The sequence below is a fragment of the Neisseria shayeganii 871 genome, assembly GCF_000226875.1.
Taxonomy (GTDB): Bacteria; Pseudomonadota; Gammaproteobacteria; order Burkholderiales; family Neisseriaceae; genus Eikenella; species Eikenella shayeganii.
Map to the genome: position 1 here is coordinate 603,411 of NZ_JH164926.1, position 26,824 is coordinate 630,234.

General features: G+C 57.1%; 30 protein-coding genes and 1 pseudogene. 25 read left to right on the forward strand and 6 right to left on the reverse strand.

What is annotated here, in order from left to right; translation table 11 throughout:
• Nucleotides 1–17: 17 nt before the first annotated feature.
• A complete protein-coding gene (locus HMPREF9371_RS02740; protein ID WP_009118341.1) occupies nt 18–344 on the forward strand; it encodes a phage tail tape measure protein in 327 nt (108 codons plus the stop codon).
• Here the strand turns inward: HMPREF9371_RS02740 and HMPREF9371_RS02745 are convergent.
• From HMPREF9371_RS02745 to HMPREF9371_RS02755, 3 genes are read right to left on the reverse strand one after another with little or no spacing between them, the layout of a single operon-like run.
• Complete coding sequence (locus tag HMPREF9371_RS02745; RefSeq protein WP_009118342.1) at nt 341–580, reverse strand: helix-turn-helix domain-containing protein; 240 nt, start codon at nt 578–580, stop codon at nt 341–343. The two genes, HMPREF9371_RS02740 and HMPREF9371_RS02745, sit on opposite strands and share 4 nt — an antisense overlap.
• Nucleotides 573–869, reverse strand: coding sequence for a HigA family addiction module antitoxin (locus tag HMPREF9371_RS02750; RefSeq protein WP_009118343.1), 297 nt, complete (start codon nt 867–869; stop codon nt 573–575). The genes HMPREF9371_RS02745 and HMPREF9371_RS02750 overlap by 8 nt, the downstream gene beginning before the upstream one ends.
• Nucleotides 870–879: 10 nt before the next feature.
• Nucleotides 880–1,155: a type II toxin-antitoxin system RelE/ParE family toxin gene (locus HMPREF9371_RS02755; protein ID WP_009118344.1), complete on the reverse strand. Its 276-nt coding sequence runs from the start codon at nt 1,153–1,155 to the stop codon at nt 880–882.
• A 98-nt stretch (nt 1,156–1,253) separates the two neighbouring features.
• Here HMPREF9371_RS02755 and HMPREF9371_RS12460 point away from each other — a divergent pair, with 98 nt between their 5' ends.
• The 4 genes from HMPREF9371_RS12460 to HMPREF9371_RS02765 all read left to right on the forward strand — a co-directional run bounded on the left by HMPREF9371_RS12460 (nt 1,254) and on the right by HMPREF9371_RS02765 (nt 5,118).
• The gene (locus tag HMPREF9371_RS12460; RefSeq protein ID WP_156786976.1) at nt 1,254–1,400 is read left to right on the forward strand and encodes a hypothetical protein; all 147 of its coding nucleotides are present in this window, start codon (nt 1,254–1,256) and stop codon (nt 1,398–1,400) included.
• Between the two features lie 227 nt (nt 1,401–1,627).
• Nucleotides 1,628–2,338, forward strand: a complete 711-nt coding sequence (locus HMPREF9371_RS02760; RefSeq protein ID WP_009118346.1) for a DUF4760 domain-containing protein — start codon at nt 1,628–1,630, stop codon at nt 2,336–2,338.
• A gap of 148 nt (nt 2,339–2,486) precedes the next feature.
• The gene (locus HMPREF9371_RS12465) at nt 2,487–2,993 is read left to right on the forward strand and encodes a hypothetical protein (RefSeq protein ID WP_156786977.1); all 507 of its coding nucleotides are present in this window, start codon (nt 2,487–2,489) and stop codon (nt 2,991–2,993) included.
• 37 nt (nt 2,994–3,030) lie between these two features.
• Nucleotides 3,031–5,118 (forward strand): ATP-dependent helicase, encoded by a 2,088-nt coding sequence (locus HMPREF9371_RS02765; protein WP_009118349.1) that lies wholly within the window; start codon nt 3,031–3,033, stop codon nt 5,116–5,118.
• A gap of 85 nt (nt 5,119–5,203) precedes the next feature.
• Here the strand turns inward: HMPREF9371_RS02765 and HMPREF9371_RS13070 are convergent, their stop codons facing one another.
• Nucleotides 5,204–5,551, reverse strand: a complete 348-nt coding sequence (locus tag HMPREF9371_RS13070; RefSeq protein ID WP_232203151.1) for a hypothetical protein — start codon at nt 5,549–5,551, stop codon at nt 5,204–5,206.
• Between HMPREF9371_RS13070 and HMPREF9371_RS10985 the strand changes: the two genes are divergently transcribed.
• From HMPREF9371_RS10985 to HMPREF9371_RS02830, 13 genes are all read left to right on the forward strand, one after another.
• Nucleotides 5,486–6,271, forward strand: coding sequence for a Rha family transcriptional regulator (locus HMPREF9371_RS10985; protein ID WP_232203112.1), 786 nt, complete (start codon nt 5,486–5,488; stop codon nt 6,269–6,271). The genes HMPREF9371_RS13070 and HMPREF9371_RS10985 overlap by 66 nt on opposite strands.
• A gap of 84 nt (nt 6,272–6,355) precedes the next feature.
• Nucleotides 6,356–6,853: a D-Ala-D-Ala carboxypeptidase family metallohydrolase gene (locus tag HMPREF9371_RS02775; RefSeq protein WP_009118351.1), complete on the forward strand. Its 498-nt coding sequence runs from the start codon at nt 6,356–6,358 to the stop codon at nt 6,851–6,853.
• A 142-nt stretch (nt 6,854–6,995) separates the two neighbouring features.
• Entirely contained in the window at nt 6,996–7,346 is a 351-nt protein-coding gene (locus HMPREF9371_RS02785) for a hypothetical protein (protein ID WP_009118353.1), read from the forward strand.
• Nucleotides 7,347–7,997: 651 nt separating this feature from the next.
• Nucleotides 7,998–9,914: a poly-beta-1,6-N-acetyl-D-glucosamine N-deacetylase PgaB gene (gene pgaB / locus HMPREF9371_RS02790; protein ID WP_009118354.1), complete on the forward strand. Its 1,917-nt coding sequence runs from the start codon at nt 7,998–8,000 to the stop codon at nt 9,912–9,914.
• Nucleotides 9,915–10,642: 728 nt separating this feature from the next.
• On the forward strand, nt 10,643–13,321 hold the full coding sequence (aceE, locus tag HMPREF9371_RS02795) for a pyruvate dehydrogenase (acetyl-transferring), homodimeric type (RefSeq protein WP_009118357.1): 2,679 nt from the start codon (nt 10,643–10,645) through the stop codon (nt 13,319–13,321).
• A 76-nt stretch (nt 13,322–13,397) separates the two neighbouring features.
• Nucleotides 13,398–14,027 (forward strand): hypothetical protein, encoded by a 630-nt coding sequence (locus HMPREF9371_RS02800; protein WP_009118358.1) that lies wholly within the window; start codon nt 13,398–13,400, stop codon nt 14,025–14,027.
• Between the two features lie 120 nt (nt 14,028–14,147).
• Nucleotides 14,148–14,318, forward strand: coding sequence for a hypothetical protein (locus tag HMPREF9371_RS12470; RefSeq protein WP_156786978.1), 171 nt, complete (start codon nt 14,148–14,150; stop codon nt 14,316–14,318).
• A 49-nt stretch (nt 14,319–14,367) separates the two neighbouring features.
• Nucleotides 14,368–14,751 (forward strand): hypothetical protein, encoded by a 384-nt coding sequence (locus tag HMPREF9371_RS02805; protein WP_009118360.1) that lies wholly within the window; start codon nt 14,368–14,370, stop codon nt 14,749–14,751.
• Nucleotides 14,752–14,985: 234 nt separating this feature from the next.
• Nucleotides 14,986–15,624 (forward strand): LysE family translocator, encoded by a 639-nt coding sequence (locus tag HMPREF9371_RS02810; protein WP_009118361.1) that lies wholly within the window; start codon nt 14,986–14,988, stop codon nt 15,622–15,624.
• A 112-nt stretch (nt 15,625–15,736) separates the two neighbouring features.
• Nucleotides 15,737–16,018 (forward strand): hypothetical protein, encoded by a 282-nt coding sequence (locus tag HMPREF9371_RS02815; RefSeq protein WP_009118362.1) that lies wholly within the window; start codon nt 15,737–15,739, stop codon nt 16,016–16,018.
• Nucleotides 16,019–16,106: 88 nt separating this feature from the next.
• Entirely contained in the window at nt 16,107–16,718 is a 612-nt protein-coding gene (locus HMPREF9371_RS02820) for a hypothetical protein (RefSeq protein ID WP_009118363.1), read from the forward strand.
• 85 nt (nt 16,719–16,803) lie between these two features.
• Entirely contained in the window at nt 16,804–18,456 is a 1,653-nt protein-coding gene (gene aceF, locus HMPREF9371_RS02825) for a dihydrolipoyllysine-residue acetyltransferase (RefSeq protein ID WP_009118364.1), read from the forward strand.
• A gap of 78 nt (nt 18,457–18,534) precedes the next feature.
• Nucleotides 18,535–18,804: a DUF4190 domain-containing protein gene (locus HMPREF9371_RS02830; RefSeq protein ID WP_009118365.1), complete on the forward strand. Its 270-nt coding sequence runs from the start codon at nt 18,535–18,537 to the stop codon at nt 18,802–18,804.
• On the opposite strand, the pseudogene HMPREF9371_RS13075 reads toward HMPREF9371_RS02830, so the two are convergent.
• Nucleotides 18,801–19,081: pseudogene (locus HMPREF9371_RS13075) on the reverse strand (hypothetical protein). The gene HMPREF9371_RS02830 and the pseudogene HMPREF9371_RS13075 overlap by 4 nt on opposite strands.
• A 114-nt stretch (nt 19,082–19,195) precedes the next feature.
• Here HMPREF9371_RS13075 and HMPREF9371_RS02835 point away from each other — a divergent pair.
• The 4 genes from HMPREF9371_RS02835 to HMPREF9371_RS02850 are packed head-to-tail and all read left to right on the forward strand — an operon-like array spanning nt 19,196 to nt 24,285.
• A complete protein-coding gene (locus tag HMPREF9371_RS02835; protein WP_009118366.1) occupies nt 19,196–20,752 on the forward strand; it encodes a serine/threonine protein kinase in 1,557 nt (518 codons plus the stop codon).
• Nucleotides 20,753–20,783: 31 nt separating this feature from the next.
• Nucleotides 20,784–21,854 carry a protein phosphatase 2C domain-containing protein gene (locus tag HMPREF9371_RS02840; RefSeq protein ID WP_009118367.1) on the forward strand — a complete coding sequence of 357 codons (1,071 nt, stop codon included), beginning with the start codon at nt 20,784–20,786 and terminating at the stop codon, nt 21,852–21,854.
• A 51-nt stretch (nt 21,855–21,905) separates the two neighbouring features.
• On the forward strand, nt 21,906–23,636 hold the full coding sequence (locus HMPREF9371_RS02845) for an FHA domain-containing protein (protein ID WP_009118368.1): 1,731 nt from the start codon (nt 21,906–21,908) through the stop codon (nt 23,634–23,636).
• 31 nt (nt 23,637–23,667) lie between these two features.
• Nucleotides 23,668–24,285, forward strand: coding sequence for an FHA domain-containing protein (locus HMPREF9371_RS02850; protein WP_009118369.1), 618 nt, complete (start codon nt 23,668–23,670; stop codon nt 24,283–24,285).
• 10 nt (nt 24,286–24,295) lie between these two features.
• Here the strand turns inward: HMPREF9371_RS02850 and HMPREF9371_RS13080 are convergent, their stop codons facing one another.
• Nucleotides 24,296–24,442, reverse strand: a complete 147-nt coding sequence (locus HMPREF9371_RS13080) for a lipoprotein signal peptidase (RefSeq protein WP_083813963.1) — start codon at nt 24,440–24,442, stop codon at nt 24,296–24,298.
• Between the two features lie 76 nt (nt 24,443–24,518).
• Here HMPREF9371_RS13080 and HMPREF9371_RS02855 point away from each other — a divergent pair, with 76 nt between their 5' ends.
• The 3 genes from HMPREF9371_RS02855 to HMPREF9371_RS02865 all read left to right on the forward strand — a co-directional run bounded on the left by HMPREF9371_RS02855 (nt 24,519) and on the right by HMPREF9371_RS02865 (nt 26,822).
• On the forward strand, nt 24,519–24,797 hold the full coding sequence (locus HMPREF9371_RS02855) for a DUF4190 domain-containing protein (protein WP_040660058.1): 279 nt from the start codon (nt 24,519–24,521) through the stop codon (nt 24,795–24,797).
• Nucleotides 24,798–24,927: 130 nt separating this feature from the next.
• A complete protein-coding gene (locus HMPREF9371_RS02860) occupies nt 24,928–25,575 on the forward strand; it encodes a 2OG-Fe dioxygenase family protein (RefSeq protein WP_040660059.1) in 648 nt (215 codons plus the stop codon).
• Entirely contained in the window at nt 25,572–26,822 is a 1,251-nt protein-coding gene (locus tag HMPREF9371_RS02865; RefSeq protein WP_009118372.1) for a cysteine desulfurase-like protein, read from the forward strand. Before HMPREF9371_RS02860 ends, HMPREF9371_RS02865 begins: the two co-directional genes overlap by 4 nt.
• The last annotated feature ends 2 nt before the right edge of the window (nt 26,823–26,824 follow it).

A 26,824-nucleotide genomic window follows, 5' to 3' on the forward strand; every position in this document is an offset into this window, starting at 1 on the left:
GCAAATGCCGTAGAGGGGTGAATCTCTACGGCGCATGGCAGAACGGTGTTCAGTCCTTCGCCAACAGCGGTAGTTTTGGCGTGATGGGTGAAGCCGGGCCGGAGGCGATTATGCCGCTGACCCGCGCTCCGAACGGCAAGCTGGGCGTGATGGCACATGGCTCCGGTGGCGGTGGTGTTCAAAATAACGTGAACATTACCGTGACGGTCAATCAAGGGCAGTCAGAATCGGATACGCAAGCCGATTCCGAGCAAGGCCGCCAAGTTGCCAAGCTGCTAGACGGCAAAATCGTTGAGGTGCTGGTACGCGAAAGCCGCCCCGGTGGTTTACTGCATCAACGCTAAAAATCCAACTGATCGGCGTGAATGCCTAGGGCTGCGGCGATTTTGGCGCGGGTGCTGGGGCGCAGGCTGCTGCTGTTTTCGTGTTGGGAATAAGCGGCTTGGGAAATGCCCATTTTGGCGGCTACTTCGGTTTGGGTCAGCCCCAAATGTTCGCGCCAGGCATGCAACGCAGACCATTCGTTGTTGAAGGCCAAATCCACCACGGCGGCGGGAACACCGCTTTGGGTGTCAGCCATGCACAGCACCCATATTCAGCTTGGCAATGCTTTTTTGCTGAGGCTGTTGCCGTAGCTGCCATAAGTCGTATTTGGCTTGCAGGTTCAGCCACATTTCGGCGGTGCTGATACCGGCCTGTTCCAGCCGCCAGGCCAGTTGCGGGGTTATGGGGGTTTTGCCGTGCAGGGTGCGGCTGATGGCTTCGCGGGTGTAGCCCAAGTGTTCGGCAAAGGCGGTAACGGTCATACCCAGTTCGGGCAGCACGTCTTCGCGCAGAATATCGCAGGGCGGGGGCGGATTGTGCATCATGGTGCGGCTCCTAGTGGTAGTCTTCGTAATTGACGATGTAAACGTGGCCTTCGTGCAGTTCAAAAGTAATACGCCAATTGCCGGATACGGTCAGCGACCATTGCGGGTAGCGCTCGCCTTTAAGCTGGTGGCAGCGCCACAGGCCGTTGAGTTGTTCGATGGCGGTCAGTTCGTCCAACACTGCCAATATACGGGCCAGCTTGGCGGCATGGGCGGCCTGTATGCCGGATTTGTTGCCGGTGCGGAAGAATTTTTCCAAACCTTTGTGCGCAAAACTTTGAATCATGCTGTGATTCCCTATTCTTTGTGATATTATAAATCACAGATTGTAATTTATCAAGTTACAGATTTGTGTATTTTGCCCCGCTCCGGCGGGGTTTTGTTTTGGAAAATGACTATAAGCGATTGAGCGGCAACAGCGGCGGCAGCGGCGAAACCATCGTCATCAACGCCACCGGCGGCGACTGGATACACAAGCGCGATCTGGTGAAACTGCTGCGCGAAATGAAGCGGGATTTCCGCTTTGCTTGAGTGGGGCGAGTAAACATGAGCAGCCGCGCGGCTGCTCATGTTTACTCGGTATGGAAAAGTTGTACGTTCTTGACTTCAGGCGTACGCGGCAGTATAGTTCTCACATAGCCTGGCCAGCCAAAGAAGGCTATTTATTAAACAAAAGTTTAATAATAGTTATTGACCAAAATTGAAAAGGAGTTTAAAGCAATGGAAAAATATAAATTATCTGAAGGTTGGGGGGCCTGATGCCCTACCGGCATTTAAGAAAAAGAACAGCACCCGGCATTTGGCTGGGTGTTGTTTTTGTTGCGCTGTTTATTCTGTATCTCTTTCTCATATCCATCCGCCTGCACCCCAACCTATCCGATATAAATTGGTTCTGGGTAGTTCGGCCGGCTGGCGTGAAACTGAGTATCTGGCTGGGTGTGATTACCACTGCATTTCTACCTACCATGGGCTGGCTGTGGTCAAGTTTCGTTGCGATTCGCAATCATGTGAAACAGCACAGTATGAACATACTGCTGGAAACCAGAACGTCTGCCGTATATATGGAAAATGCCAAAAAAATTAATGAGGTTCTTCGCTGCCCTGAAAAATCGTTGGCAGATGTACGGGTTGAAATCAGCTACATACTGAATTTTCTGGAGTTTGTAGCAATCGGCATCCGGCAGAACGATATTGACGAGCATATTTTCTATCAGGCATGGCGCGGATTTTTGAATAATGTCATCAAACGATTTCGGCCTGTGATTGATGAAGTGCAAGTCAGCCGCCCCAGTGTTTGGGAGAATCTGTTGTGGTTGAATAATAGGTGGCAGACTTTCGGCAAAGTGCCTATGGATGGCTTTGATCGTTTGGCGCTCATTGTGAAAAGCATCTTGGTTGTAATAGTGCTGATAGCCTTCTCGGCTGCCGCAGTTGCCGCCTTGGCATTGTTTAAAATGTGGCTGTTTTGACAGCATGAAGTGGACTTAAGGCTACCTGAACCCTTCAGGTAGCCTTCTGCTTGGCCGCTCCGGAAACTTTCAGGTAGCCTGCTCTTGCCTTGGGTGTTAAGTTTGGTTATTCTTTGGTTTACGTTTTTTGACAAAGGAGTAATTAATCATGAAGCCATTTTTTACAGCAGCCGCAGCGGCATTGTTGCTTTGCAGTTGTGCCGTTACCGTGCCGCCGCCCAACTGGAGTAATAAACTCCCGCAATATGAGCATGAATATAAAGCCTATATCGGGGAAGGTACCGGCTCTCTGAAAGGGCAGGCGTTCCTTACGCAAGCCGGCGGCGGCGTGGTTAGAGCTGCAGGTGAAACAGTTACCTTAGACCCCGCAACAACAATAGGCACGGAATGGTGGAGAAAGGCGGGTATTTACTATGTCCATAGAAATCAAGTTCCCCCTTCTCCCGGCTTTTCAGAAGCAAGACGTACCACCGTTGCAGATGCTGACGGTAATTTCACATTCGAAAATCTCCCCGCCGGGAAATACTATGTCCGCACCAAAGTAACTTGGGAAATTGGAGGATATTTCCCCACCCAAGGCGGGTTGGTAGGAAAGATGGTAGAGGTTAAAGATAATGAACCAACAAGAGTAATACTCAATGAGATGACCGATTGATTTTTAATAAAAATCACATTAAAAAAATCACATTAAAATGCTAGAAGAGCTGAATAAACAGCAGAAATATGCTGTAACTCTGGAGCATCAGAATATTTTAGTTTTGGCCGGTGCTGGTTGCGGTAAGACAAAAACCATCGTAGCCCGCACCGCGCATTTGATTACTTCAGGGGGGAATCCAAAGAGAATTCATTTGCTTACATTCACGCGAAAAGCGGCAGATGAATTAGTGCGTAGGGTTGAAGAGCAAATCGGCACGGCTTCATCTGGTTTGAGAGCCTCTACTTTCCATTCCTGGTGCATGCTGTTGATTCGGTCTGCCCCACATTTTTTTCAAGAAAGCCAATATACGGTTATTGACCGCGATGACCAGCTGCAAATATTTAAAATGGCTTACGCCAATATCAATCCGCCAATTGAAAAAATTGATGCACCTAAAGCTAAAGCCATTTTGGATTGGTATAGTTACATTCGGAATACACTAAGTGATCCGAATGCTTATATCGGCACTATGCTCCCTCCGGCGCATAAAGATTATGTACTGAAGGCATTTGCATTTTATGAATCGTTCAAGAAAGAAAGAGGATACCTAGATTATGATGATGTCTTATCTGTTGTAGCAGATGGGCTGAATAATCCGAAAGTCTTAAGCTGGATAGCGGGCAGGTACGATCATCTTTTGATTGATGAGATGCAGGACACCAATCCTTTACAGTGGCGGCTGCTTGCTCCGTTATTAGGCAGAGTCAGTCTATTCTGTGTCGGTGATGATGCTCAATCAATTTACGGATTTCGAGGGGCAGATTTCAGAAATATCCACGATTTCCCAAAGCGAGTGCCGGATGCTGAGGTATGTAAACTTTCTTACAACTATCGTTCTTACCAAAGCATATTGGACGTTTCAAACTGGCTGCTCAATCAAAGCTCGATTCCATATGAGAAAAATCTAGTAGCCCATCGGAAAGGGAGTAATAAGCCAATTTTTAGGCAGTTCCTTTCGCCTGATGACGAGGCCGTTTGGGTAGCAAAAGATATACGCAAAAAATTGTCTCAAGGAACGGCAATCAACCGAATGACGGTTTTGGTTCGAACATCAAGAGCGGCAAAGGTAATTGAGCGGGCATTGCTGGAACATCAAATCCCTTATTATTTCATCGGCGGCGAAAAGCTGATGGAAGCAGCACATATTCGAGATGTGCTTTCAGTTTTACGGATTGCGGTCAATATCAAAGATGAAATTGCGTGGATACGCTATTTGACACTGTGGCCGGGTATCGGTTCAGTAACGGCTACGCGCATTATGAAAAAAGCCATTACTCAGGACAACTTGTCAGATTGCCAAACTATTATAAATGCAGAAAGAAGGGTAAAAAATCCAGAAGTAGCAGAATTACTAGTTGAAGTATCAAAGGCAACAACAACCAAGCAGGTATTTGATGTTTCAGTAAAATTCCTTACTCCTATTTTAGCGAATATCTATAAATCAGAAAATTGGGAAGACCGTGTAAAAGATTTTCCATTGATTTCCACGCTAGCGGAAAAAGAGAATGATATTTTGTCCTTCCTTGAGGAGTATGTACTCAACCCAATCTACAGCAAAAAAGAAAGAAGCGATGCCTTAATGCTGATTACTGTTCACTCGGCAAAGGGCATGGAAAACGATATATGTTATGTGACGGGAATTTCACAAGGGGTTTATCCGCATACTCTTTCGACAGGAAATTATGATAAAGAAGAGGAAGATAGAAGGGTGCTATATGTAGCACTTACTCGCGCAAAAAATTCTCTGATCATGACTGGAACTAGGTTTTACTTTGGCTACGCAGATTCTTCTAAAGTAAAACCACATTTTTTGAATCATATCCCCAAAGAGTTAGCTAGAATATGGCGACAAAAACTACCTGGATTAAATATTGTTCTTACTGAACAGAAGCCGACTAGTATAAAAAATATAGAAAAAAATGAAGATAAGCCAGGTATACCTAAAATATCCATATTACATGTAGAAAAGGAAGATAATAAATCATTCCTAGAAAGCCCAAGAGCTAAAGAAGATAAAGCGGGATGTGGCACATTTATACTTATTGTAATTGCAACCCTGTTTATTTTAAAAAGCTGCTTTTGAGCGATAAAAATATATTGCTTGCCAAGCTATCAGTTTGTTTGTATGATGCGAAGCCATGAGGTGTCGTAACCTCTTACAAGCGGTATCACCCCGTCAGCGTGATTTTTTTGCGTCCATAAGATGTGTGTTGCAACATGGCTCTCTCTCCTGCCGTGTGATTCCGATTTATGGCCGAGAGGGCGAGGAATACAATACCCGCAAGGGGAATAACTCCAGCCTGCTTGTAAGGTTTACGAACCTCTTGGCCGCCCATTTGGGCTGAATTTCGTAAATTCATACAAGGAATCCCATCATGAACGCAATCAATATTGACTTCGCTCAATTCGTCCAAATCCACCATTCTGAACCCGTTACCACCAGCGAATTTATCGCCAAAGCCTTCGGCAAGGCACATAAACATGTCTTGGCAAAAATTGATGAGATCATCAGCCAAGTGCCTGATTCTTTCTACAAGCCGAATTTTCGGCCGCTAGAGAGAACTGTAAAAAGTAACCTTGGCAACGGTTCATATCTGACACGCGCCTACGAACTGACCAAAGACGGCTTTATGCTGCTGGTAATGGGTTTTACCGGCAAAGATGCGATGGCCATCAAAATCGCCTACATCGAAGCCTTTAACGCAATGGCAGAGAAACTGAAGGCAATGGAAGCGCCGGCGGTGCAACTGCCGCACACCATCAGCGCGGAAGAAGCGGAGCGCATCAGCGAGAAGGTATTGGAACGCTGCGGCCGCACCGGCGAAACTTTCCAGAAGGTATATCGCGGCCTGCATGAATATTTGGGCGTGGACAGCTACCACCATATTCCGGCCAGCATGTTTGCCACCGCCATGCGCTATCTGGACAGCCTGCCACAAGCGCCGGAGTTGTTCAGGCAGCCTGAAGCGGCGAAAGGCATCGCGATGACGGAAGAGCAGGTGTACCAGCTGTCCACGCTGACCCGCTACGCCCAGCAAATGAGCGATTTATACGACCATCTTTATCCCGCCTTGAACCGCTTGGGCAGCGCCTATGCAGGTAAAGCGGGCAGCTGGGCGGAAGCGCCGCACTACTGGATTTGCAAAATGCAGCAGTTTTTGATGCAGGCTTACAAGCAGATGGAAGACCCGAAACACATCGAAGGCGTGAAAAACAACTTCGCCCGCATGAGCTAAAATCTCTTTTTCAGGTAGCCCCGTGACCCCACGGGGCTTTTTTCTTGCCTGCCGTTTGGCGGGCTTTTTTATTGGAGATCGGAAATGACACAAATCACAGCGCATTTCAGCCTGCGGGAACTGACCCGCAGCGAAACCGGCCGCCGGCTTGGCCTGAAAAACGAGCCGAACGCGCAAGAGCTGGCCAACATCAGAAAGACCGCCGAGCGCTTGGAGAAAATCCGCGCTTGGCTGGGCCAGAAGTACGGGCGGGAAGTAGGCATTTATGTATCGTCCTGCTACCGCAGCGAAGCAGTAAACCGTGCCGTCGGCGGCGCGAAGACTTCGGCGCACCGTTACGGTTCGGCGGCGGATATTGACGCCACCGGCCTGAGCAGCGAACAACTGGCACGCGACATCATCGCCATGCGCGACGCGGGCTTGATTACTTTCGATCAACTCATCTTGGAATTTCCGGAGCGCGGCGACGGCGCATGGGTGCATTTCGGCTGCCGGCATCACTCGGCGGAGCGCAACCAAATCCTGACGGCCACCAAGCGCGGCGGCGGGAAAACACGCTACCTGGTGGGGCTGCATCCATGACGCCGGCGGAATGGTGCCGTGAGCAAATCGCGGAATGGGCAGCCAAGCTCAAAGCCGCATCCGAGGCCGGGGATTATCCCGCTTTTGAAGTGGCGGAAAGGGAATTGGCGAATTACAAGCAAATGTTGGAAAGGTACGAGAAATGATTTTTCCGAAATGGTTTTGGCCGTCAGTAGGGGCGGCCGCTGCCTGTGCCGTGATGGCCGCCGCACTGATACACGGCCAGCGGCAATATCGCTCAGGCTACCTGAAAGCCAAGCAGGAAATGGCCGCAGCATTGGCCGAACAGGCGCAAAAGCAGATTGAAGCGGCCATGCAGGCCAGTAGAAACTATCAGGCTGCCCGCGCGGCGGCGGAACAGAAAGAGAGGGTGCGATATGTGGAAGCGCAGAAGATTGTGGAACGGCCTGTCTATATTGGCGATTGCCTGGACGATGACGGCCTGTCAGTCATCAACGCCGCCATTGCCGACGGCAACGCAGCCGCCCGCTGATTTGGCACGGCCCTGCCCTACCCTACCTGCTTTATCCGGCACTACCGGCAAGGTGGTGCTGCCGTGGGCAGTTAGCGTAGTGCATATATATAATGAGTGCAGCCGTCGGCATAAAGCGCTGGTGGATGCGTGGCCGCAATAGGCTCTCTATCTGTATAATGCCCGCCCATCAATAGCTGATGACTTAAATAGGACTGGTGTCATACTGGTGCCAGTCTATTATTTGACTGCCTTTTAAAGCGTTTTAAATTACTGTATTTGCAAATTCGGCAAGAGGCTAACACGTTAATTTAAAATGATTTATATATGGCGCACTTGCATGGGGTGCAAGGGGTCGAAGGTTCGAATCCTTTCACTCCGACCAAAAAATTTCATAAAGTCAGCTAGTTACTAGCTGACTTTTTTATTGGTCCATGCGGGCCAAATGACGGTCTTACTCCATAGGAGATGCCAGCTCCCGGGGGCGCTGGTGCATTCACATCGCTGTGCTGTGCCACGCCTTGAACCGCATCCCTGTCCGGGGACGGCCAAACATTTCAGGCTTAGACCTTTGCAAAACCATGTTCTCCAAGAGCGTAACCAAGGTCTCAGGCTACCTGAAAACCAATATGCCTGCCGCACACTCTCTTAAACCTTCAGCCGGGGAAACTTATGCGCTACCGTTACCTCATTTTCTTTCTGCTCGCCTTCTTTTGCATCCGCGCCCAAGCGGCCGAACGCTACGGCGTGATGTGCTACCACGACGTGGTAGAAGAAAACCACTTCACCCTACCCGCATCAACCGATATGCAGGGAAAACTGCAACGGCAGTATTTCCCCCAAACCATTACCGTCAGCCGCCTGGTGAGCCATTTCAATTGGCTGCGCGACAATGGTTACACACCGGTCAGCTGGCAGCAGATTGAAGACGCCCGCCGCGGCCGCGGCCGCCTGCCGGCCAAACCGGTACTGCTCACCTTCGACGACGGCTACCTCAGCTTCTACAACCGCGTCTATCCCCTGCTCAAAGCCTACAACTATCCCGCCGTCCTCGCCCTGGTCACTTCGTGGATGGAAACGCCTGCGCACGGCAGCATTGCCTACGGCGAACAACAGCTGCCGCGCAGCGCCTTCGTTACTTGGGAGCAGATACGCGAAATGCAGGCCAGCGGCCTGATCGAAGTGGCCTCCCACACCCACGACCTGCACCGCAGCAACATCGGCAATCCGCTCGGCTCGCTATTTGCCGCCGCCCTGCCCGGCAAATATGCCGGCGGCCGCTACGAAACCCACGCCGAATACGCACAACGCATCCGCCACGACCTGCAACTGTCGTCCGACATCATCGCCCGCCACACCGGCCGGCGCCCGCGCATTTTGGTGTGGCCCTACGGCCAAATGAACGAAGCCGGCATCGAAATCGCCCGCCAAGTCGGCCTGGACAGCGACTTCACCCTGTTCGACCACCAACTGAACGAACCGACCGAACGCCACGTCGGCCGCCTGCTCATCGACCACGAAACCGACTTGCGCGTAATCAATGCCTATCTGAACGAGCGCATGTTCGAGCCGCAGACCCAGCGCGTGGTCCATGTGGACCTCGATTACGTTTACGACCCCAACCCCGTCCAACAAAACCGCAATCTCGACCGCCTGATCGAACGCATTTATTTATTGGGCGTGAGCACCGTTTATCTGCAGGCCTTTGCCGACGACGACGGCAACGGCGTGGCCGAAGCGCTTTACTTCCCCAACCGCCACCTGCGCATGAAGGCCGACCTGTTCAGCCGCGTGGCCTGGCAGCTGGCCACCCGTGCCAATGTGAAGGTTTACGCTTGGATGCCGATGATGGCTTTCGATCTCGGTCCGCAATACGACTACGTCACCGACAGCCGTTCCGGCCGCCCCAACCGCGAACATTATCTGCGCCTGTCGCCTTACAGCGCGCGCAACCGCCAAACCGTGCGCGAGATCTACGAAGACCTCGCCTTCCACAGCCGCTTCAGCGGCATCCTCTTCCACGACGACGGCTTCCTGACCGACTTCGAAGGGCACATCGCCGAAGGTGCGCGCAGCAACGCCCAATACTGGCAGGAAGCCCGGCAAAAAACCGACGACCTGATCCGCTATTCCGAAGAATTGAAACAGGCCGCCCTGCGTTACAGCTTCAAAGCCCGCCACGAGCTGAAAACCGCGCGCAACCTTTATGCCGGCGTGGTCATGCAGCCGGAGGCCCAGCAATGGTTTGCCCAAAGCCTCGCCCAATTTACCCGCTCCTACGATTACACCGCCATCATGGCCATGCCTTATTTGGAACACGAACACGCCATTTCCCACCAACAGGCCGCCGATTGGCTGCAACAATTGGCCGCCCGGGTCAAACAACAGGGTCTGCCGATGAATAAAATCATCTTCGAACTGCAAACCACCGACTGGCGGCGCAAACAGCCGATACCCGACTCGGAATTGACTGCGTGGGTGGGCAAGCTGAAACAAGCCGGCATCCAAAACCTGGCTTACTATCCCGACGATTTCCTCAACAACCAACCGGCGCTGCGCAGCATCAAACCGGTATTTTCCGTACAATAAACCCACAGCCCCACAGGCTACCTGAAAGCATGCAAACGCTTTTCAGGTAGCCTGTTTGCTTGACCCGCTTGCGAAGGTCCCAGATTATTTCCATAGTTCGGCAAAGACCTTGGGTTCACTCCCAACATGAATGTCGCTCAAGGCCCAACAGCATAGCGAATGTGAACGCAAACAATCCCGATAGCAAAGTCATACCATTGCCAAACTCAGCGAGCGCCCACAAGCAGACATGCACCGCAGAGGGCGGTTTTGCAGAGATTTGAGGTTTCCGGCAGCAAATTTCCGAATCACCCATTCGCCGCACCCGACGGTACTGCCTGCCGCCGGACATGCCCACTATCATGACGGGTCTGCGTACCATTGCGCTAATGCCCGCCCGGCAACGATACCCTAACCACAAATTTTCTCTTTCTTTCCATTTTGTTGCTTTCCGCACATTTTAATTCGTCAGGCGTTCTTATTTTTTCAGGTAGCCTGCCGACAAAAAACCGTGCCGTTTCTTTCGTATAAATTTTGCCATGCGGAATCTATTGCCCTTTGGAATATTTACTGATACGATTTCACGAAAATACAGCATGTTGCAATGCAGCAAACCTCCCTTAAATATCATTTCTTGCCGGTTTGCTGCCGCATTTTCTTTTAAGCATTTGCTTTATATCGTTCTTTTTCGTGATTAAAAACGAAAAAATGAAAATAACCCAGTTTGATTTGTGATTAAAGGATTGAGTATGTCCACCGAATACAAAGATATCGACCCGGTTGAAACCCAGGAATGGCTGGATGCGCTGGGCTCTGTGCTGGAAAACGAAGGCTCGGAGCGGGCGCATTTTCTGTTGGAAAACCTGGTGAAATACACCCGCCGCCGCGGCGTGCACCTGCCGTTCGACGCCACCACCGCCTACCTGAACACCATCCCGGTAGGACAAGAACAAAAATCGCCCGGCAATCACGAGCTCGAGCACCGCATCCGCTCCGCCATCCGCTGGAACGCCGCCGCCATGGTACTGCGCGCCGGCAAAAAAGATTTGGAACTCGGCGGCCACATCGCCTCCTTCCAATCTTCCGCCACCCTCTACGACGTGGGCTTCAACCACTTCTGGAAAGCCAAGGGCGAAGGCGAAGAAGGCGATTTGATTTTCATCCAGGGCCACGTGGCGCCTGGGATTTACGCCCGCGCCTATGTGGAAGGCCGCCTCTCCGAAGAGCAGCTGGACAACTTCCGTCAGGAAGTGGACGGCAAAGGCCTGTCTTCCTATCCCCACCCCTATCTGATGCCCGATTTCTGGCAATTCCCCACCGTGTCCATGGGCTTGGGGCCCTTGATGGCGATTTATCAGGCGCGCTTCCTCAAATATCTGGATTCGCGCGGCCTCTCCAAAACCAAAGGCCGCAAAGTATGGTGCTTCTGCGGCGACGGCGAAATGGACGAGCCGGAAAGCCAGGGCGCGATTTCCCTGGCCGCCCGCGAAGGCTTGGACAATCTGGTGTTTGTCATCAACTGTAATCTGCAACGCCTCGACGGCCCGGTGCGCGGCAACGGCAAAATCATTCAAGAACTGGAAGGCAATTTCCGTGGCGCCGGTTGGAACGTGTTGAAAGTGATTTGGGGCAGCCGCTGGGACGCCCTCTTGGCGCGCGACACCAACAACGCCCTCAAGCAACGCATGGAAGAATGTCTGGACGGTGACTACCAAACCTTCAAATCCAAAGACGGCGCCTATGTGCGCGAGCATTTCTTCAACACGCCGGAACTGAAAGCCATGGTGGCCAATCTGTCGGACGAAGAAATCTGGGCGCTCAACCGTGGCGGCCACGACCCGCACAAAGTCTATGCCGCCTACCACGAAGCGGTGAACAGCGCCGACGGCCGCCCCACCGTGATTCTGGCCAAAACCATCAAAGGCTACGGCATGGGCGAAGCGGGCGAAGGCCAAAACATCGCCCACCAAGCCAAGAAAATGGACGTCAAATCGCTCAAACAGTTCCGTGACCGCTTCGGCATCCAAGTGAGCGACGAGCAAATCGACAGCGGCGACCTGCCCTATTTCCGTTTCCCCGAAGACAGCGAAGAAATGCGCTACCTGCGCGAGCGCCGCAATGCCTTGGGCGGCTATCTGCCGCAGCGCAACCCGAACAACGAAGCCCTGCCGGTGCCCGCGCTCAACGCCTTCGACGCCCAGCTGCAATCCAGTGGCGAGCGCGAGTTCTCCACCACCATGGCCTTTGTGCGCATCCTCTCCACCCTGTTGAAAGACAAACAGATCGGCAAACGCATCGTGCCCATCGTGCCCGACGAAAGCCGCACCTTCGGCATGGAAGGCATGTTCCGCCAATACGGCATCTGGAACCCCAAAGGCCAGCAATACACCCCGCAGGACAAAGACCAACTGATGTTCTATAAAGAATCGGTGGACGGCCAGATTCTGCAGGAAGGCATCAACGAACCGGGCGCCATGGCCGACTGGATTGCCGCCGGCACCAGCTACGCCAACAGCCGCTACGCCATGATTCCGTTCTACATTTACTACTCCATGTTCGGCTTCCAGCGCGTGGGCGATTTGGCTTGGGCCGCCGGCGACATGCGCACCCGCGGCTTCCTCTTGGGCGGCACCGCCGGCCGCACCACGCTTAACGGCGAAGGCCTGCAACACGAAGACGGCCACAGCCAGCTGCAGGCCGACCTCATCCCCAACTGCATCAGCTACGACCCCACCTTCCAATACGAACTGGCGGTCATCATCCACGACGGCTTGCGCCGCATGTATGTGGAGCAACAGGACGTGTACTACTACATCACCCTGATGAACGAAAACTACGTCCATCCCGCCCTACCGCAACGCGAAGGCATTGAAGAACAGATTCTCAAAGGCATGTATTTGTTCCGCGAAGGCAGCGCAGGCGACAAAAAAGTGCAGCTCATGGGCTCCGGCACCATCTTCAACGAAGTGCTGGCCGCCGCCGATCTGCTGAAAGCCGACTTCGGCGTAGAAGCCGACGTGTGGTCCTGCCCCAGCTTCAACCAGCTGCACCGCGACGCCATCGAAGTGGAACGTCACAACCGCCTGCACCCCACCGCCGAGCAAAAAACCGCTTTCGTGGCGCAACAGCTGCAAGGCCACGCCGGCCCCGTGGTGGCCGCCACCGACTACATCCGCAGTTTCGCCGAGCGCATCCGCCATGCCATTCCGGCCGAAAACGGCGGCTATGTGGTGCTCGGTACCGACGGTTTCGGCCGCAGCGACTCCCGTGCCAACCTGCGCGACTTCTTCGAAGTGGACCGCTACCACGTGGCCGTGGCCGCGCTGGGCGCTTTGGCCAAACAAGGCAAAGTGGACGCCGCCACCGTACAGCAAGCCATCGAAAAATACGGCATCCAAACCGACACCACGCCCAGCTGGAAACGTTAATCTGCTGCCGTCCTCAGGCTACCTGAAAGCCTTTCAGGTAGCCTGACACCCCCAAGAGAACCAGAGGAGAAACGCCATGTATGATCGGAAGAAAACCCTGATGCTGCTACTCGGCAGCCTTGTGGCTTGGCCTGCGGCGGCGCAAAATATACCGCCGGCCACTCTCCACAATCTCCATATGTGCGGCCAGGTCAACTGCCCGCTTCCGTCTTCCGGCCCTCCTCCCGGCCCGCCCCCCGGCACCATCTTGGTCGCCCCGCCCACCCGTTGGCACGTCGAGCGCGGCTTCGGCGTGGTGGCCATCGGCCATCAAGCCGACAAAAGCGTCGGCTCGCACAGCCATCTGCACTATGCCAAAGGCAACAGCCTGCAGGAGGCCGAGCAAAACGTGCGCAAAGAATGCGGCAGCCGCCAATGCCACATCATCGCCCGCATCAGCAATGCCTGCGTGGCCGTGTCCGGTGCCGTGTCCGTTGACGGCAACAACCGCCATACCCAACGCTTTTACGTAGCGCCGCTGGATGCCGAAGCCAGCCGCATGCTGGCCGCAGGCTTGGGCGACACCGGGCTCTCCCGGCACAACCGCTTCCGCGACCGTGTCCAAGCCGCCGCCAAAGCCGCCTGCCAAGCCGATTCGACCAGACGCGGCAGCTGCTATGACAGCCCGGAAGTGTTTTGCGCCCGAGACGATATGTCGCCGCGCTGAGGCGCCGCAGAAATATGCCGTGCCAAGCCGACCGACCTGTCTGCTGCTGGGCAAACAGGCCGAAAGCCCTTAACCCGGCATCCGCACCCCAGCCGATGCCGCATTGAAAGGAAACCGGATATGAAACGCCTCGCCCCCCTTGCCCTGGCGCTGGCCGCCCTGCTGCTCAATGCCTGCGGCGCTATCGGCGGATCCGAACTGCCGCCGCGCCCCGAAGCCAACCCTTCCGCCATAGAAGGCGCCGGCAGCGTATGGGAATGCACCCCGCAAGGTTGCCGCAAAATCCGCTGACCGGCGGTTTTCAGGTAGCCCGGCTGAGCAAACACTTCGAGGGAAAATCATGAAACGGATCATCCTCCACCGCCAAGCGCTGGCGCTGGCCGCCTGCCTGGCCGCCCTGCCCGCCGCCGCACAAAACCACAACGACGCCCGCTGCATGCAGGCTTCGGCCGATACTATGGAACTGCTTCTGATGGCCGGGAGTTGCGCGCCCGAGCAAATGGGCGACAAAGACACCCTGCAACCGGGCTTTGCCGAACTGAACCGTCGCATCAATGCCTGCGACAGCGGCCGCGATGCCGAGCGTATGCTGCCCGCGCTCAAGCAGCGCTTCCAAAACCATCCGCTCAACCCTGAACGCCCCGACAACACCCAAGCGCGGCAAGCCTATTGCGCCCGGGCGGCGGAACACGCCGAGCGCATCCTGAAGCCTTATCTGCCTTAAGGCTTGGCACGCAGACTGGATTGCCGCACCGCGCAAGCCCGACCCGAACCCGGGCAAAGGGCTACCTGAAACCGCCCCTGCCAGAACATCAAACAGAAAGGAACCGGAGCACACCTGATCAGACACACCCGACACCCATTCCGGCGGGGTCTGTCCGTCCCACGCCACAGGCTGCCAAAAGCGGCCGATACGACGGCTGAACATCTTTTTGGCATTTGAAAAAGGAGACTCAGCATGATGTCTGTATTGGCCGCCTATGTGGTGACGGTCGCCGTATTTTTAATCATGCCCGGCCCGTTGGATTTGGTGATTATGAACGGTGCCAACCGTTACGGTTTTAAAGGTGCGTTATTGTCGGTGGCGGCCACCAATGCCGCCTCGCTGGTGTGGATTGGCTGCGCCGGACTGATGCTGGCGGGCATCGGCGGTATCAGCGAAACCCTGCTGACGGCGCTGACCGGTGTCGGCGGCCTGTATTTGGCGTATTACGGCATCCGTTTGTGGCAGGATGCGCGGCGGCCGCGGGTGAATGTGCAGCATGCCGCCGAACAGCTGCCGCCGCCGCAAAGCCTCGGCAAAATGGCGCGCTCGGCGTTTTGGGTGGGCTTGGCCAGTCCGAAAGACATTCTGTTTTTCATGACCTTCCTGCCGCCCTTTATCGGCAGGCTGGACATGGGACTGCTGCCCGGCCTGCTGGCGCTGACTGCGGTGTGGTGCCTGCTTGACTACCTGATCCTCACCGCTTACGGCATGGGTTTGGCCAAACTGCTGACGCCGAAACGCGAACGCATCGCCTATGCCTGCAGCGGCCTGTTGTTTGTGGTGCTCGGTTTGTATGCGGCGGCAGCCGGCATCCGGGCGCTGACGGTCTGACCCGTGCTGAGTCGGTTCTTCGGCACAACCGGCGAACAGGGCCGACATTAAGCAGGATTCCGGTATCCCACCGTTTTCAGGTAGCCTGCCCGACCACACAAGAGGAAACTGTATGGACACCGATCTCGACAAAATGAGCCGCGACGAACTGCTGGCAGAAGTCCGCAGACTACGTGCCGGCATCCGCGCCCACCGCGACAGCTCCGGCCACGATTTGTGCTGGTACCATCCCGACTTATGGGCGCTGCTGCCCGAAGAAGCCAGCAAAACGCCGCAAGTGCCCGATTGGCCGCAATTTATGCGCGGCTGCGTGGCCTACCGCGCCTCACTGGACGCACAATGCCCCGAGGCCGTGCGCATCCGGCAGGAATTTGAAGACGGCCAATCCGCATAAACCCGATCAAGCCGCTTTCAGGTAGCCTGTGCCGGCCGATGAATCCAACAAACTTGTACGCCAACCCTTTCTAAGGCAGATAAACGCGATGAAACCCTTTCTGGCCCTATCTGTGTGTGTGCGCTTAACCGCCTGCGCGGCCAACGCCCCCGTGGTGCAAACCGAAACCCGCTACGATCCGGCCACCCAAGCCCGCGTGCGCCTGTACGGCCAAAACCAAAAACCGGCACGCCTGGTCAGCGGCATCGACTGCGAACACAACCGGCGCGGCACCGCCGTCAGCGTGGGCCGCAGCTTGGGCGACGCCTTCAGCTCTTTTGCCGGCACCGCCCAAAGCAGCAGCATCGGCATACCCGAAACCGAAATCAGCCGCCACATCGGCGAACGCAACGGCTTGATGTCGCGTGCCGTATTCCGCGAGTATGTGGTAGCGGCAGGCAAACCGGCCGATGTGCAATCCTCCTACATCGGCCTCACCCACAGCAACAGGCCGGCCAACCCGATGGCAGAAAGCTATTTGGTGATGAAGGAAGGCAGCTGCCACAGTCAGCTGGCTTCCTTTGTGCCGCAAGCCGGGCGCGATTATGAGGTAGTAGGGGCGACGGGCCGTGCTTGCGGCGTGGCCGTATTTGAGGTGGCGGCCGACGGCTCCACCCAAGCGGTGGCTTTGCAGGACGCTTTCCGCTGCCGCAGACGCTGACATCCTTCCCGATTCCGAAGCGCCGCCCGCATCGGCGGCGCCTTATCCGACAACCAGAAAACCGTTTTACCGAAAAGGAAAAACAATGAGCATCGTAGAGATCAAAGTCCCCGACATCGGCGGCCATGAAAACGTGGACGTGATTGCCGTAGAAGTGAAAGCCGGCGACACCGTGGCGGTGGACGACACCCTGATTACCCTGGAAACCGACAAAGCCACCATGGACGTGCCGGCCGATGCCGCCGGCGTGGTCAAAGAAGTACGCGTACAGGTGGGCGACAAAGTTTCCGAAGGCAGCGTGATTGTGGTGGTGGACAGCGGCGCGGCGGCAGAAACCGCTCCCGCTCCCGCTCCCGCCCCCGCCGCCGCACCGGCCGCACCGCAAACCGAAACCGCTCCCGCAGCCAGTGCGCCTGCGGCAACAGCCAGCGTTCAGGTAGCCGTGCCCGACATCGGCGGCCACAGCGATGTGGACGTGATTGCGGTGGAAGTCAAAGCCGGCGACACCGTGGCGGTGGACGATACCCTGATTACCTTGGAAACCGACAAAGCCACCATGGACGTGCCCAGCACCGCCGCCGGCGTAGTCAAAGCCGTCTATGTCAAAGTGGGCGACAAAGTTTCCGAAGGCACGGTCATCATCGACGTCGCCGCCGCCAACGCACCTGCGGCCGCGCCGCAAGCCGTCGCCACACCTGCCCCAGCGTCTCCCGTACCGGCGGCCGGCACCCCGGTTGCAGCCGCGGCACCCGCCGCCGAAGCGGCCAAACCGGTGGCCGCCTTCGGCAATACGCCGGTAAACGAAGCCGGTTTCGCCAAAGCCCATGCCGGCCCATCCGCGCGCAAACTGGCACGCGAATTGGGCGTGGATTTAAGCCTGGTGCGCGGCAGCGGCTTGAAAGGCCGCATTGTGGGCGACGACATCAAAGCCTTTGTCAAAGCCGCCATGCAGGGCGGTGCCGGCAAAGGCGCGCCGGTGGCGGCCACCGCTTCGCTGGGCGGCGGTTTGGACCTCTTGCCGTGGCCGAAAGTGGATTTCGCCAAATTCGGCCCGGTCGAAGTGCAGGAGTTGAGCCGCATCAAGAAAATCTCCGGCCAAAATCTGGCGCGCAACTGGGTGATGATTCCGCATGTGACCCACCACAACGACGCCGACATGACCGATTTGGAAGACTTGCGCAAGCAGCTCAACAAAGAATGGGAGCGCGAAGGGGTGAAAATGTCGCCTTTGGCCTTTATCATCAAGGCGGCGGCCAAAGCTTTGCAGCAATTCCCCGAGTTCAATTCGTCTTTAGACGGCGAAAATCTGGTGTTGAAAAAATATTTCCACATCGGCTTTGCCGCCGACACACCCAACGGCCTGGTGGTGCCGGTGATCCGCGACGTGGATCAAAAAGGCTTGAAACAAATCAGCATCGAATTGGCCGAGTTGAGCAAAAAAGCGCGTGAAGGCAAGCTCAAACCGCAGGAGATGCAGGGCGCCTGCTTCACCATTTCCAGCCTCGGCGGCATAGGCGGCACCGGTTTTACTCCGATTGTGAACGCACCGGAAGTGGCGATTTTGGGCGTGTGCAAATCGCAAATCAAACCGGTGTGGGACGGCAGCCAGTTTGCCCCGCGCCTGATGTGTCCGCTGTCGCTCTCTTTCGACCACCGCGTGATCGACGGCGCCGGCGCCATGCGCTTCCTGGTGTTCCTGTCCGATCTGTTGGCCGATTTCCGCCGCGTGGCGGTATAAAGCAGAGACAGGCTACCTGAAAACTTTTCAGGTAGCCTGTATCGTTCCTGTGATTCAGAACAATATCGGAGGCACATTATGCCGACCTCTCCCTACACGAACAGCACTTTAGCCACCGTCAGCCTGGTTTGCGGCATTTTGGGCTGGACCATTTTGCCGCTGGTCGGCAGCGCCGCCGCCGTCATCACCGGCCACATGGCACGCAAGGAAATCCGCCTCAACCCTGCTTTACAAGGCGACGGCTTGGCCGTGATCGGCTTGGTGCTCGGCTACAGCAATCTGGCCGTCATCATGTTGGCTTTCATCATAATTTTTCTTTTTTTCGGCGGCTTGGCCTTTTTGGGCTAACTTGCCGGCCTCGCTTGGCGTACCCGGATTTCAGCATCCTTGCCAACGGACACAGGCTGAGACCTTTGCAAAACCCTCAGATGTGGATGCAGTTCAAGGCGTAGCAGCGCAGCGAGCGTGAACGTCAGGAATCCCCGTGTGAAAGACATATCATCTAGATAGGCAAGCAAGCGAGCAGTACCCTTAGGGCATAAACGCACAACGCAGAAATGCGCCGCAGATGGGGGTTTTGCAAAGGTCTCAGGCTACCTGAAAACAAGCGCAAGCCCCTGCCCATACCGGTTCAAATTGTGGTAAAACACGCCCCAATGGACCGGCAGATAAGCGCCCGGGCCGATTCGAGTTCTGATTTTTTCATCCACCTTCCGCAATCGCAATAAGGAACACGCCGATGACACCCCAAGTCCAACGCGCCGATGCGCTGCCTGCCGGCAGCCGCCTGCAAAGTTACACCATTCAGAAGGTGATTGGTTCGGGCGCCTTCGGCATCACTTATCTGGCCGAACATGTGCACTTAGGCTCGCTGCATGTGATCAAAGAGTATTTCCCCGACAGCGGCGTACGCCTCGACGGGGTAAACGTGGCGGCCAAAAGCAGCAGCGACCAAGACCTGTTCGACTGGGGCTTGAGCAGTTTTTTCAGCGAGGCCAAACTGCTTTACGGCTTGAGCCACCCCAATATCGTCAAAGTGACCGATCTGTTCGAAGCCAACGGCACCGCCTATTTTGTGATGCCCTATCTGCAGGGCAATACCCTGCACCAATGGTTGAAGGAACACCCGAAACCCGACGAAGCCGCGCTCGGACAGATTTTCATTCCCTTGCTGGAAGGCTTGAAATACATACACGAGCGCCAGCTGCTGCACCGCGACATCAAACCGGAAAACATTCTGATGACGGCCGGAGGCACGCCGGTGCTGATCGATTTCGGCGCCGCCCGCCAGGCCATTGGCCAGAAAAGCCGGCCGCTCACCCAAATCCTCACCCCGCCGTTTGCCCCCATCGAACAATACCAATCGCGCGACGTCTTTTTGCCGGCACTGGACTTATACAGCCTCGCCGCCTGTATCTATCAAGCCGTTACCGGCAAGCTGATTGAAGAGGCTCCCGCGCGTATTGCCGGCGAAGACACCCAGCCCAAATTGGCCGGCAGCGCATACGAACGCCATTACAGCCCCCATTTTCTGGCCGCCGTCGATTACGCCCTCAACGTGCGTGCCGAACACCGCTTCCAAAGCGCCATGGAGATGCAGCAGGCCTTACTCGGTTTGAGTCCTTCGCCCGCCCCCATACAGGCCGCAAACAACGGACAAACCGTAGCCGCCCTCTCGCCCGCCGCCCATGCCGGCAAACGGGCAGCTACGTCAGCCAGACCGGTTTTGGTCAGGAAAAAAACCGCAAAACCGGCAGCAGGCGGCAAGAAAACCGGCTGGTTGGCAGCCGGTGCATTCGTCGTCCTGCTGTGTATTTTGGCATTGGCGTTCAGCCGTTTCCGACAAGAAGCAGCGCCTACCCAAGCGAGCGAAGTCGTTGTGCGCCAAAACGACGGCCAAGCATCTTCTGCCGAGCACACCGACCCGCCTCTGCAACTGCCGGGCAGCACCGGCCAAGGCGAAGTGACAGGCATACAGATTACGGCAGAAGCCGTGGCGGCGATGAACGAAGACCTGCCCAAAATGATTGATTCGCAAGCCATGCTGGAGCGGATTTACTATGCCGAAAACAGCCGCACCCTGGTTTATCAAGTGCGCTTCGTCAATTTCGCCGCCGGCAAGCTCAACCGCAGCGAGCTGGACCGCTTGGGCGAGATGATGCGCGACACCACCTGCCAAGATCCGAATATGCGCAGTTGGATTGTGGAAACAGCCAGCACGGTGCTGTTTGTTTTCAACGATAAAAACGGCAAACACCTGATCGACACCGCGGTATCGCGTCAGGATTGTCTGTAAGCCGGCGGCCTTGTCCGAAAGGAGTCTGATCATGCCCATCAACTTTCACCAAGGCCAGTACATCGGCCGCCGCGACGAACAACAGGATGCGCTGGGCAATCTGGTGCTCAACGCCCACACCAAACTCTATGTGCTGGCCGACGGCATGGGCGGCCATCAGGGCGGCCAAGTCGCCAGCACCACGGTGGTGGACGCTTTTTTGGCTTTTTTTCAAAACCGAAATACCGAAGGCGATTGGGCAAACGCCTTGCGCCAAGCTCTGGACGCAGCGAACTTCGCATTGGCCGAACATTTGCGCACACGGCCGGAGCTGTCCGGCATGGGCACCACCGTCATCGCCGTGGTGGTGGACGAAGCAGCCGGCCGCTACCATTACATCAGTGTCGGCGACAGCCCGCTATATGGTTTTCAAGCAGGCCGTTTGGCGCGGATCAACGCCAACCATGCTTTTGCCGAAGATCTGAAAAAATGGCAGGATGCCGGAGAAATCAGCGCCGAACAGGCCGCTCAACATCCGGCGCGCCACGCGGTAACCAGCGCGGTGATGGGAAAAGACATTCCGCTGACCGATGACGGCAGCGGCGAGCTGGGTGCGGGAGATTGGCTGCTGCTGGCCAGCGATGGCGTGCAGACCCTCAGCGACGCAGCCGGCGGCGAGATTGAAGCCTTACTGGCGGCCGGCGGCACGGCCGAAAAACAGGTAAGCCGTTTATTGGCGGCGGTAAAAAACAAAGCCCTGCCGCAGCAAGACAACACTTCCGTAGTGCTGATCCAGGCAGGCATGGCAGACGGCAAGGCGGATGCGGCCCCTACCCAAGTATTGCCACCGCCTGTCACGGCGGCCAAAACCGAAGAGAACCGCCGGCCTGGGCGATTCTTGGGCGGACTGACTGCGGCCGGCTTGCTCCTTGCCGCCGGGTGGTGGCTGTGGCTGCAGCCGACGCCTTCACCGACCGCACCCGTGGCTACCGAAGCGCCGGCCTCGGCTCCCGCCTTACCGACCTTGCCGGCTTCAGCGGCCTTGCCACCGGCATCAGAAGCCGTCGGCACCACCCCGCAACCCGGTTCCGACACGGCAAGCCAACCCCAAACGGAACACTGACCGGCCTACAGACATAACTTTACCTACACACCTACAAATGGGAGAACGGATATGAAAGCCTCCGCCGATGGTTTCCGCCAACCGCTGGCCGTTGCTTGCCGCAAACTTTGTGCCGCCCTATTCTTGACAGGACTGTTTACAGCACCCGCTGCCGCCGATCATACGCTGCAAAATCCGGTGGTAGAGGCCGGAGAATCGGTTTACCGCCTGTGGGGCGGCATGCCGGTACCGCCGGAGGTGTCGGCACAGATTGTGACGCCGGCCCTATTGAACGAAATCAACGGCAAGGGCTATGTGCGCCTCACCAACCAAGAAGGCAAAATACTGGTGTTGTTCAAGCAGAGCGGCAAACTGTATGTGTTTATCGGCCACGGTTCGGGCTACCTGATTGCCGACGGCGGTTATTTGGTGACCAACGACCATGTGGCCAATATGCAGGAAGGCGCACAAATATTCGTGGTGGAGTCGCTGGCGCCCAAACTCAGTCTGCTGCCCACCCAAACCCTGGCCAGCGACAACAAAAAAGATTTGGCCCTGTTGCAGGCCCCCCGTTTGCAAGGACGCCCGCTGCCCTTGGCAGACAGCCGCTTTGTGCAACCGACCCTGCCGGTGTTTTCGGTGGGTTTTCCGGGCGCGTCCGACGATTTGATGGCCGGCGGCGGCTTTGACGACCCCGCAGGTTACGTGCGCCCCAGCATCGGCGAAGGCACCCTCAAACACACCTACAAAGGCCATGCCGGCCAAGATGTGTGGGAGCACCACGCGCCCATCAGCGGCGGTAACAGCGGCGGCCCCCTGATCAACCGTTGCGGCCAAGTGGTGGGCACCAATGCCGCCGGCCACCGTCAGGTACAAAGCACCTTATTGGCGGTGGCCAATAGCGAGTTGTTGTCTTTGCTGCAAACCCGCCAAATCAGCCCGGTGCAAGCCGAGGGAGAGTGCGTGGATGCTGCGGCGGCGGCCGCCGGCCGGCAGATGCAGCTGCTCTACGGCGTGATGGCGCTGCTGTTGCTGGCCGCTTTGGGCGGGGCGGCGTATCTGTGGCGTCTGCGCGGCTTAGTGCAGGCCGGACGCAATCCGCCCATCAATTCACAGCTGATCCGAAAAATGGTGGGAGCCGAGGCGCAGCGTGTGGCCGCCGCCGCTACTCCGGCTGAGACGGGCAAATCCGCACGCCTGGCCGCTCAGGGCGGCGGAGCGGTCGATATTGCCCTGCCGGTGGGCAAGGCCATCGTGGTCGGCCGCAGCCGGGATGCCGATGTGGTGCTGGCCCTGCCCGAGGTTTCCGCACGCCATGTGCGCTTGCGCTATGACGGCACCGCATTAGCGGTGGAAGATTTGGGCAGCCGCAACGGCAGCTTTGTCAACGGCCGGCGCGTGGACAACGCCCGTTTGCAGGCCGGCGACGTGTTGCGCCTGGGCCCGGACGAACGCAGCCCCACTTTCACACTGCAAGCCGCCGCATCGGCAACCGTAGCGGCCGCACCCGTGCAATTGCAGCCCCTGGTGGCCGGACTGCCCGGTATCCGCCTGCAGCCGGGCCAAAGCGTACGCGTGGGGCGGGCCGCCGACAACGACGTGTGCATCCAACATCCGCAAGTGTCCGGCCACCATTGTTGCTTCAGTCTGGACGCCGAAGGCCGCTTGTGGCTGGAAGACAAACAGTCCACCAACGGCACCTTTGTGGACCACTTCGAGCGCCGCATTGAGCGCGTACAGCTACAGGCCGGCCAAACCGTGTATCTGGCCAGCCAAGAAGTGGCCTACCAAGTGAGCGGTTAAAAAGTTTTCCGATATTGTGAAGGAGCGAAACATGGCCATGACCCTGTGTGCCGCCAGCAAGCATTACTACGATCCCGAAGTGCATGCCGACTGCCCGTATTGCGGTACCGGCCAAACCGCTGCGGTGGGCACGCCCAAAACCCAGGTAGCCCCCGCCGCCCCTGCCGGTGCCGATTGGGCCAAAACCCAGCCGGTAGCGGCCTTGGCCGGCGCCGCAGCCGCCAAAACCGTGGTGATGGGCGCGGATACCGGCGCGGGCGACATCGGCACCTTGCCGGTGGTGGGCTGGCTGGTGGTGGTAGACGGCCCCGGCTTGGGCCGCGACTTCCGCCTGATTCAGGGCGAAAACCGTATCGGCCGCCAAGCCGGTTTGGAAGTGTGTTTGGATTTCGGCGCCCACAGCGATGCCGGCATCAGCCGCGAAGCGCATGCAGTGGTGGTGTTCGACCACCACGCCAAAGAATTCTTCATCGAGCGCGGCAACAGCCGCAACCTGCCCATGCTCAACGGCAGCACCATTCGCGGCGAGCCCACTCTGCAAGCCTTCGACCGCATCCAATTGGCGGCCACCACCCTGCTGTTCGTGCCGCTGTGCCATACCGGCCTGCACTGGGAAGGCGGGCTGTTACAGATGTTGAATCGAACTTGAGCATTTGTTTTCAGGTAGCCCGAGACCTTTGCACACCCTCCAGACCCGGATGCGGTTTAAGGCGTAGTAGCGCAGCGAGCGAAGACATATCATATAGATAGACAAGCGAGCGGGCAGCGCACAACGCAGAAATGCGCCGCAGATGGGGGTTTTGCAAAGGCCTCAGGTTGTAAAGTCCTCAGCCCCTTACCGCCCCAAGTATCCAGCAACCCACCGGATTGAGAACCCGCATCATGCACCCCGTACAATACCAAAGCCATTTGGCAATCGTCAGCCTGATCTGCGGCCTGCTGGGCTGGACCCTGCTGCCGCTCGCGGGCAGCATCGCCGCCGTCATCACCGGCCACATGGCGCGGCGGGACATCCGCCATAATCCCGCGCTAAGCGGCGACGGCTTGGCCCTGGCCGGCCTGATTCTCGGCTACAGCTGCCTGATTTTCAGCCTATTGGCCTTTTTCGCGATTTTCTTGTTTTTCGGCGGTTTGGCATTTTTCGCCTTATTTGCCGGCTGATCATCATCCGGCCCGCCCTGATTTCAGGTAGCCCGCCTTATCCCCGGGCTACCTGAAAACGCGGCCACGGCAGGGCCATCCGCCCATGCCGCGGCAAAACCTTCCACACAATGGAATAGAGAGAGAAAACATGAACCATCCTTTCGAATACACCACCGGCTGCCTGAGCGCCCCGGAAACGGCAGACTTACAACCGTCTTTCCACACCCTCACCCCCAGCGCCTACAAAGACGGCGCCTACCGCTTGCGCCGCTATTCCAAATTCCGCTACCGCCAAAGCGACGGTTGCATCGAACTGCAGGCCAACAGCCAATTCGTACAGGGCGACGAGCTAAACCGCTTCCAAGGCAATGTTGCCCGCACCTACGACGACCTCACCGCCGACACCATCGCCTCCGCCGGTTTCGCCGCCATGTTCCGTCGTTTTGCCGAAACCGCCGGCCTGCCCGAGCCAGCCGAAATCGAAGTGCACCAAATGCGCATCATCGCCAAAAGCGCCGGTCAAGCAGCCGAATCCACGCCCGAAGGCATCCATCAAGACGGCTTTGACCGCATTGGCGTATTTACCGTTGCCCGCCACAATGCCGAGGGAGGTGAACTCTATTTGTGGCGCAACCCAGACGACGCCGCACCGCTGGCCGCCTGCCTGCCGCAAGCCGGCGACTTCTGCGTTTTGAACGACAGCCTGCTCTGGCACAGCGCCTCGCCCGTCAACACCCGCTCCGATGCCGAAGCCGGCTATTGGGATTTATTTGTTTTAACCGCCAACCGATCATGAACTACCCCATCGACACCATCCGCACCCGCTTCCCCGCCCTGCACCAGGCCGACGAACACGGCCAACTGCCTCTCTTGCTCGACGGCCCCGGCGGCAGCCAAGTGCCGCAATGCGTTTTAGACGCACTGCTCGGCTATCTGGGGCGCTACAACAGCAACCTCGGCGGACATGCCGAGGCCGGCCGCCGCACCCAGGCAGTAAACGAACAGGCCCGCTCCGCCGCCGCCGACTGGCTGGGTTGCGCCGCCGACGAAATCGTGTTCGGTCTCAATTCCACCAGCCTGATGTTCAACCTCAGCCGCGCCGTTGCCCAAACTTGGCAGCCGGGCGACAACATTGTGCTCAGCAGCCTCGACCACTATTCCCACGTCTCCTCCTGGCAGCGTGCCGCCGAAGACATGGGCGTGGAGGTGCGCCTATTGCCGCTGAATGCCGAAGGCAGCGATTTGGACTACGCCGCCCTGCCCCGCCTGCTGGATGCGCGCACCCGTCTGCTGGCGTTCACCCTCGCTTCCAATGTGCTCGGCACCTTCAGCCAAGCGTCAAGCTTGGTACAGGCCGCCCGCGCCGTCGGCGCCTGGGTGAGCGTGGATGCCGTGCACGCCGCCGTCCACCGCCTGCCCGACGTCCAAGCGCTGGATTGCGATTTTCTGTTTGCCTCCGCCTACAAACTGGGTGGCCCGCATCTGGGCATGTGCTACGGCAAACGGCAGCATTGGCAAAACCTGCGCCCGTATAAAGTGGAGCCGGCGGCCGAAACCGTGCCCAACCGCTGGGAACAAGGCACCCAATCGTTTGAAGCGCAGGCCGGCTTTATCGCCATGGTGGACTACTGGGCCGGCTTGGGCGGCAGCGAAGGCAGCCGCCGCGAACGCCTGCAGACGGCCTATCGGCAAGTGGCCGCCTACGAGCAAGACCTCAACCGCATCGTGCTGCAAGGCTTTGCCGAGCGCCCCTATGTGCAGCTGTACGGCCTGTCCGCAGCCGAAGGCCGCACCCCCACTTTTGCCTTCAACATCGTGAAAAACGGCAAGGTGCAGCCCGCCGCGCCGGTCAGCCAATGGTTCGGCCGCCGCAACGTGGCCTTGGGCAACGGTAATTTCTACGCACTGGCCGTTTCGCGGCATTTGGGCTTGGGCGACGAGGGCTTTTTGCGCATCGGCTGCCTGCACTACACCAGCCACGCTGAAATCGAACGCTTCTTCAGCCTGCTCGACCAATGCGCGGCTGAATTGGGTTATCGGTAAAC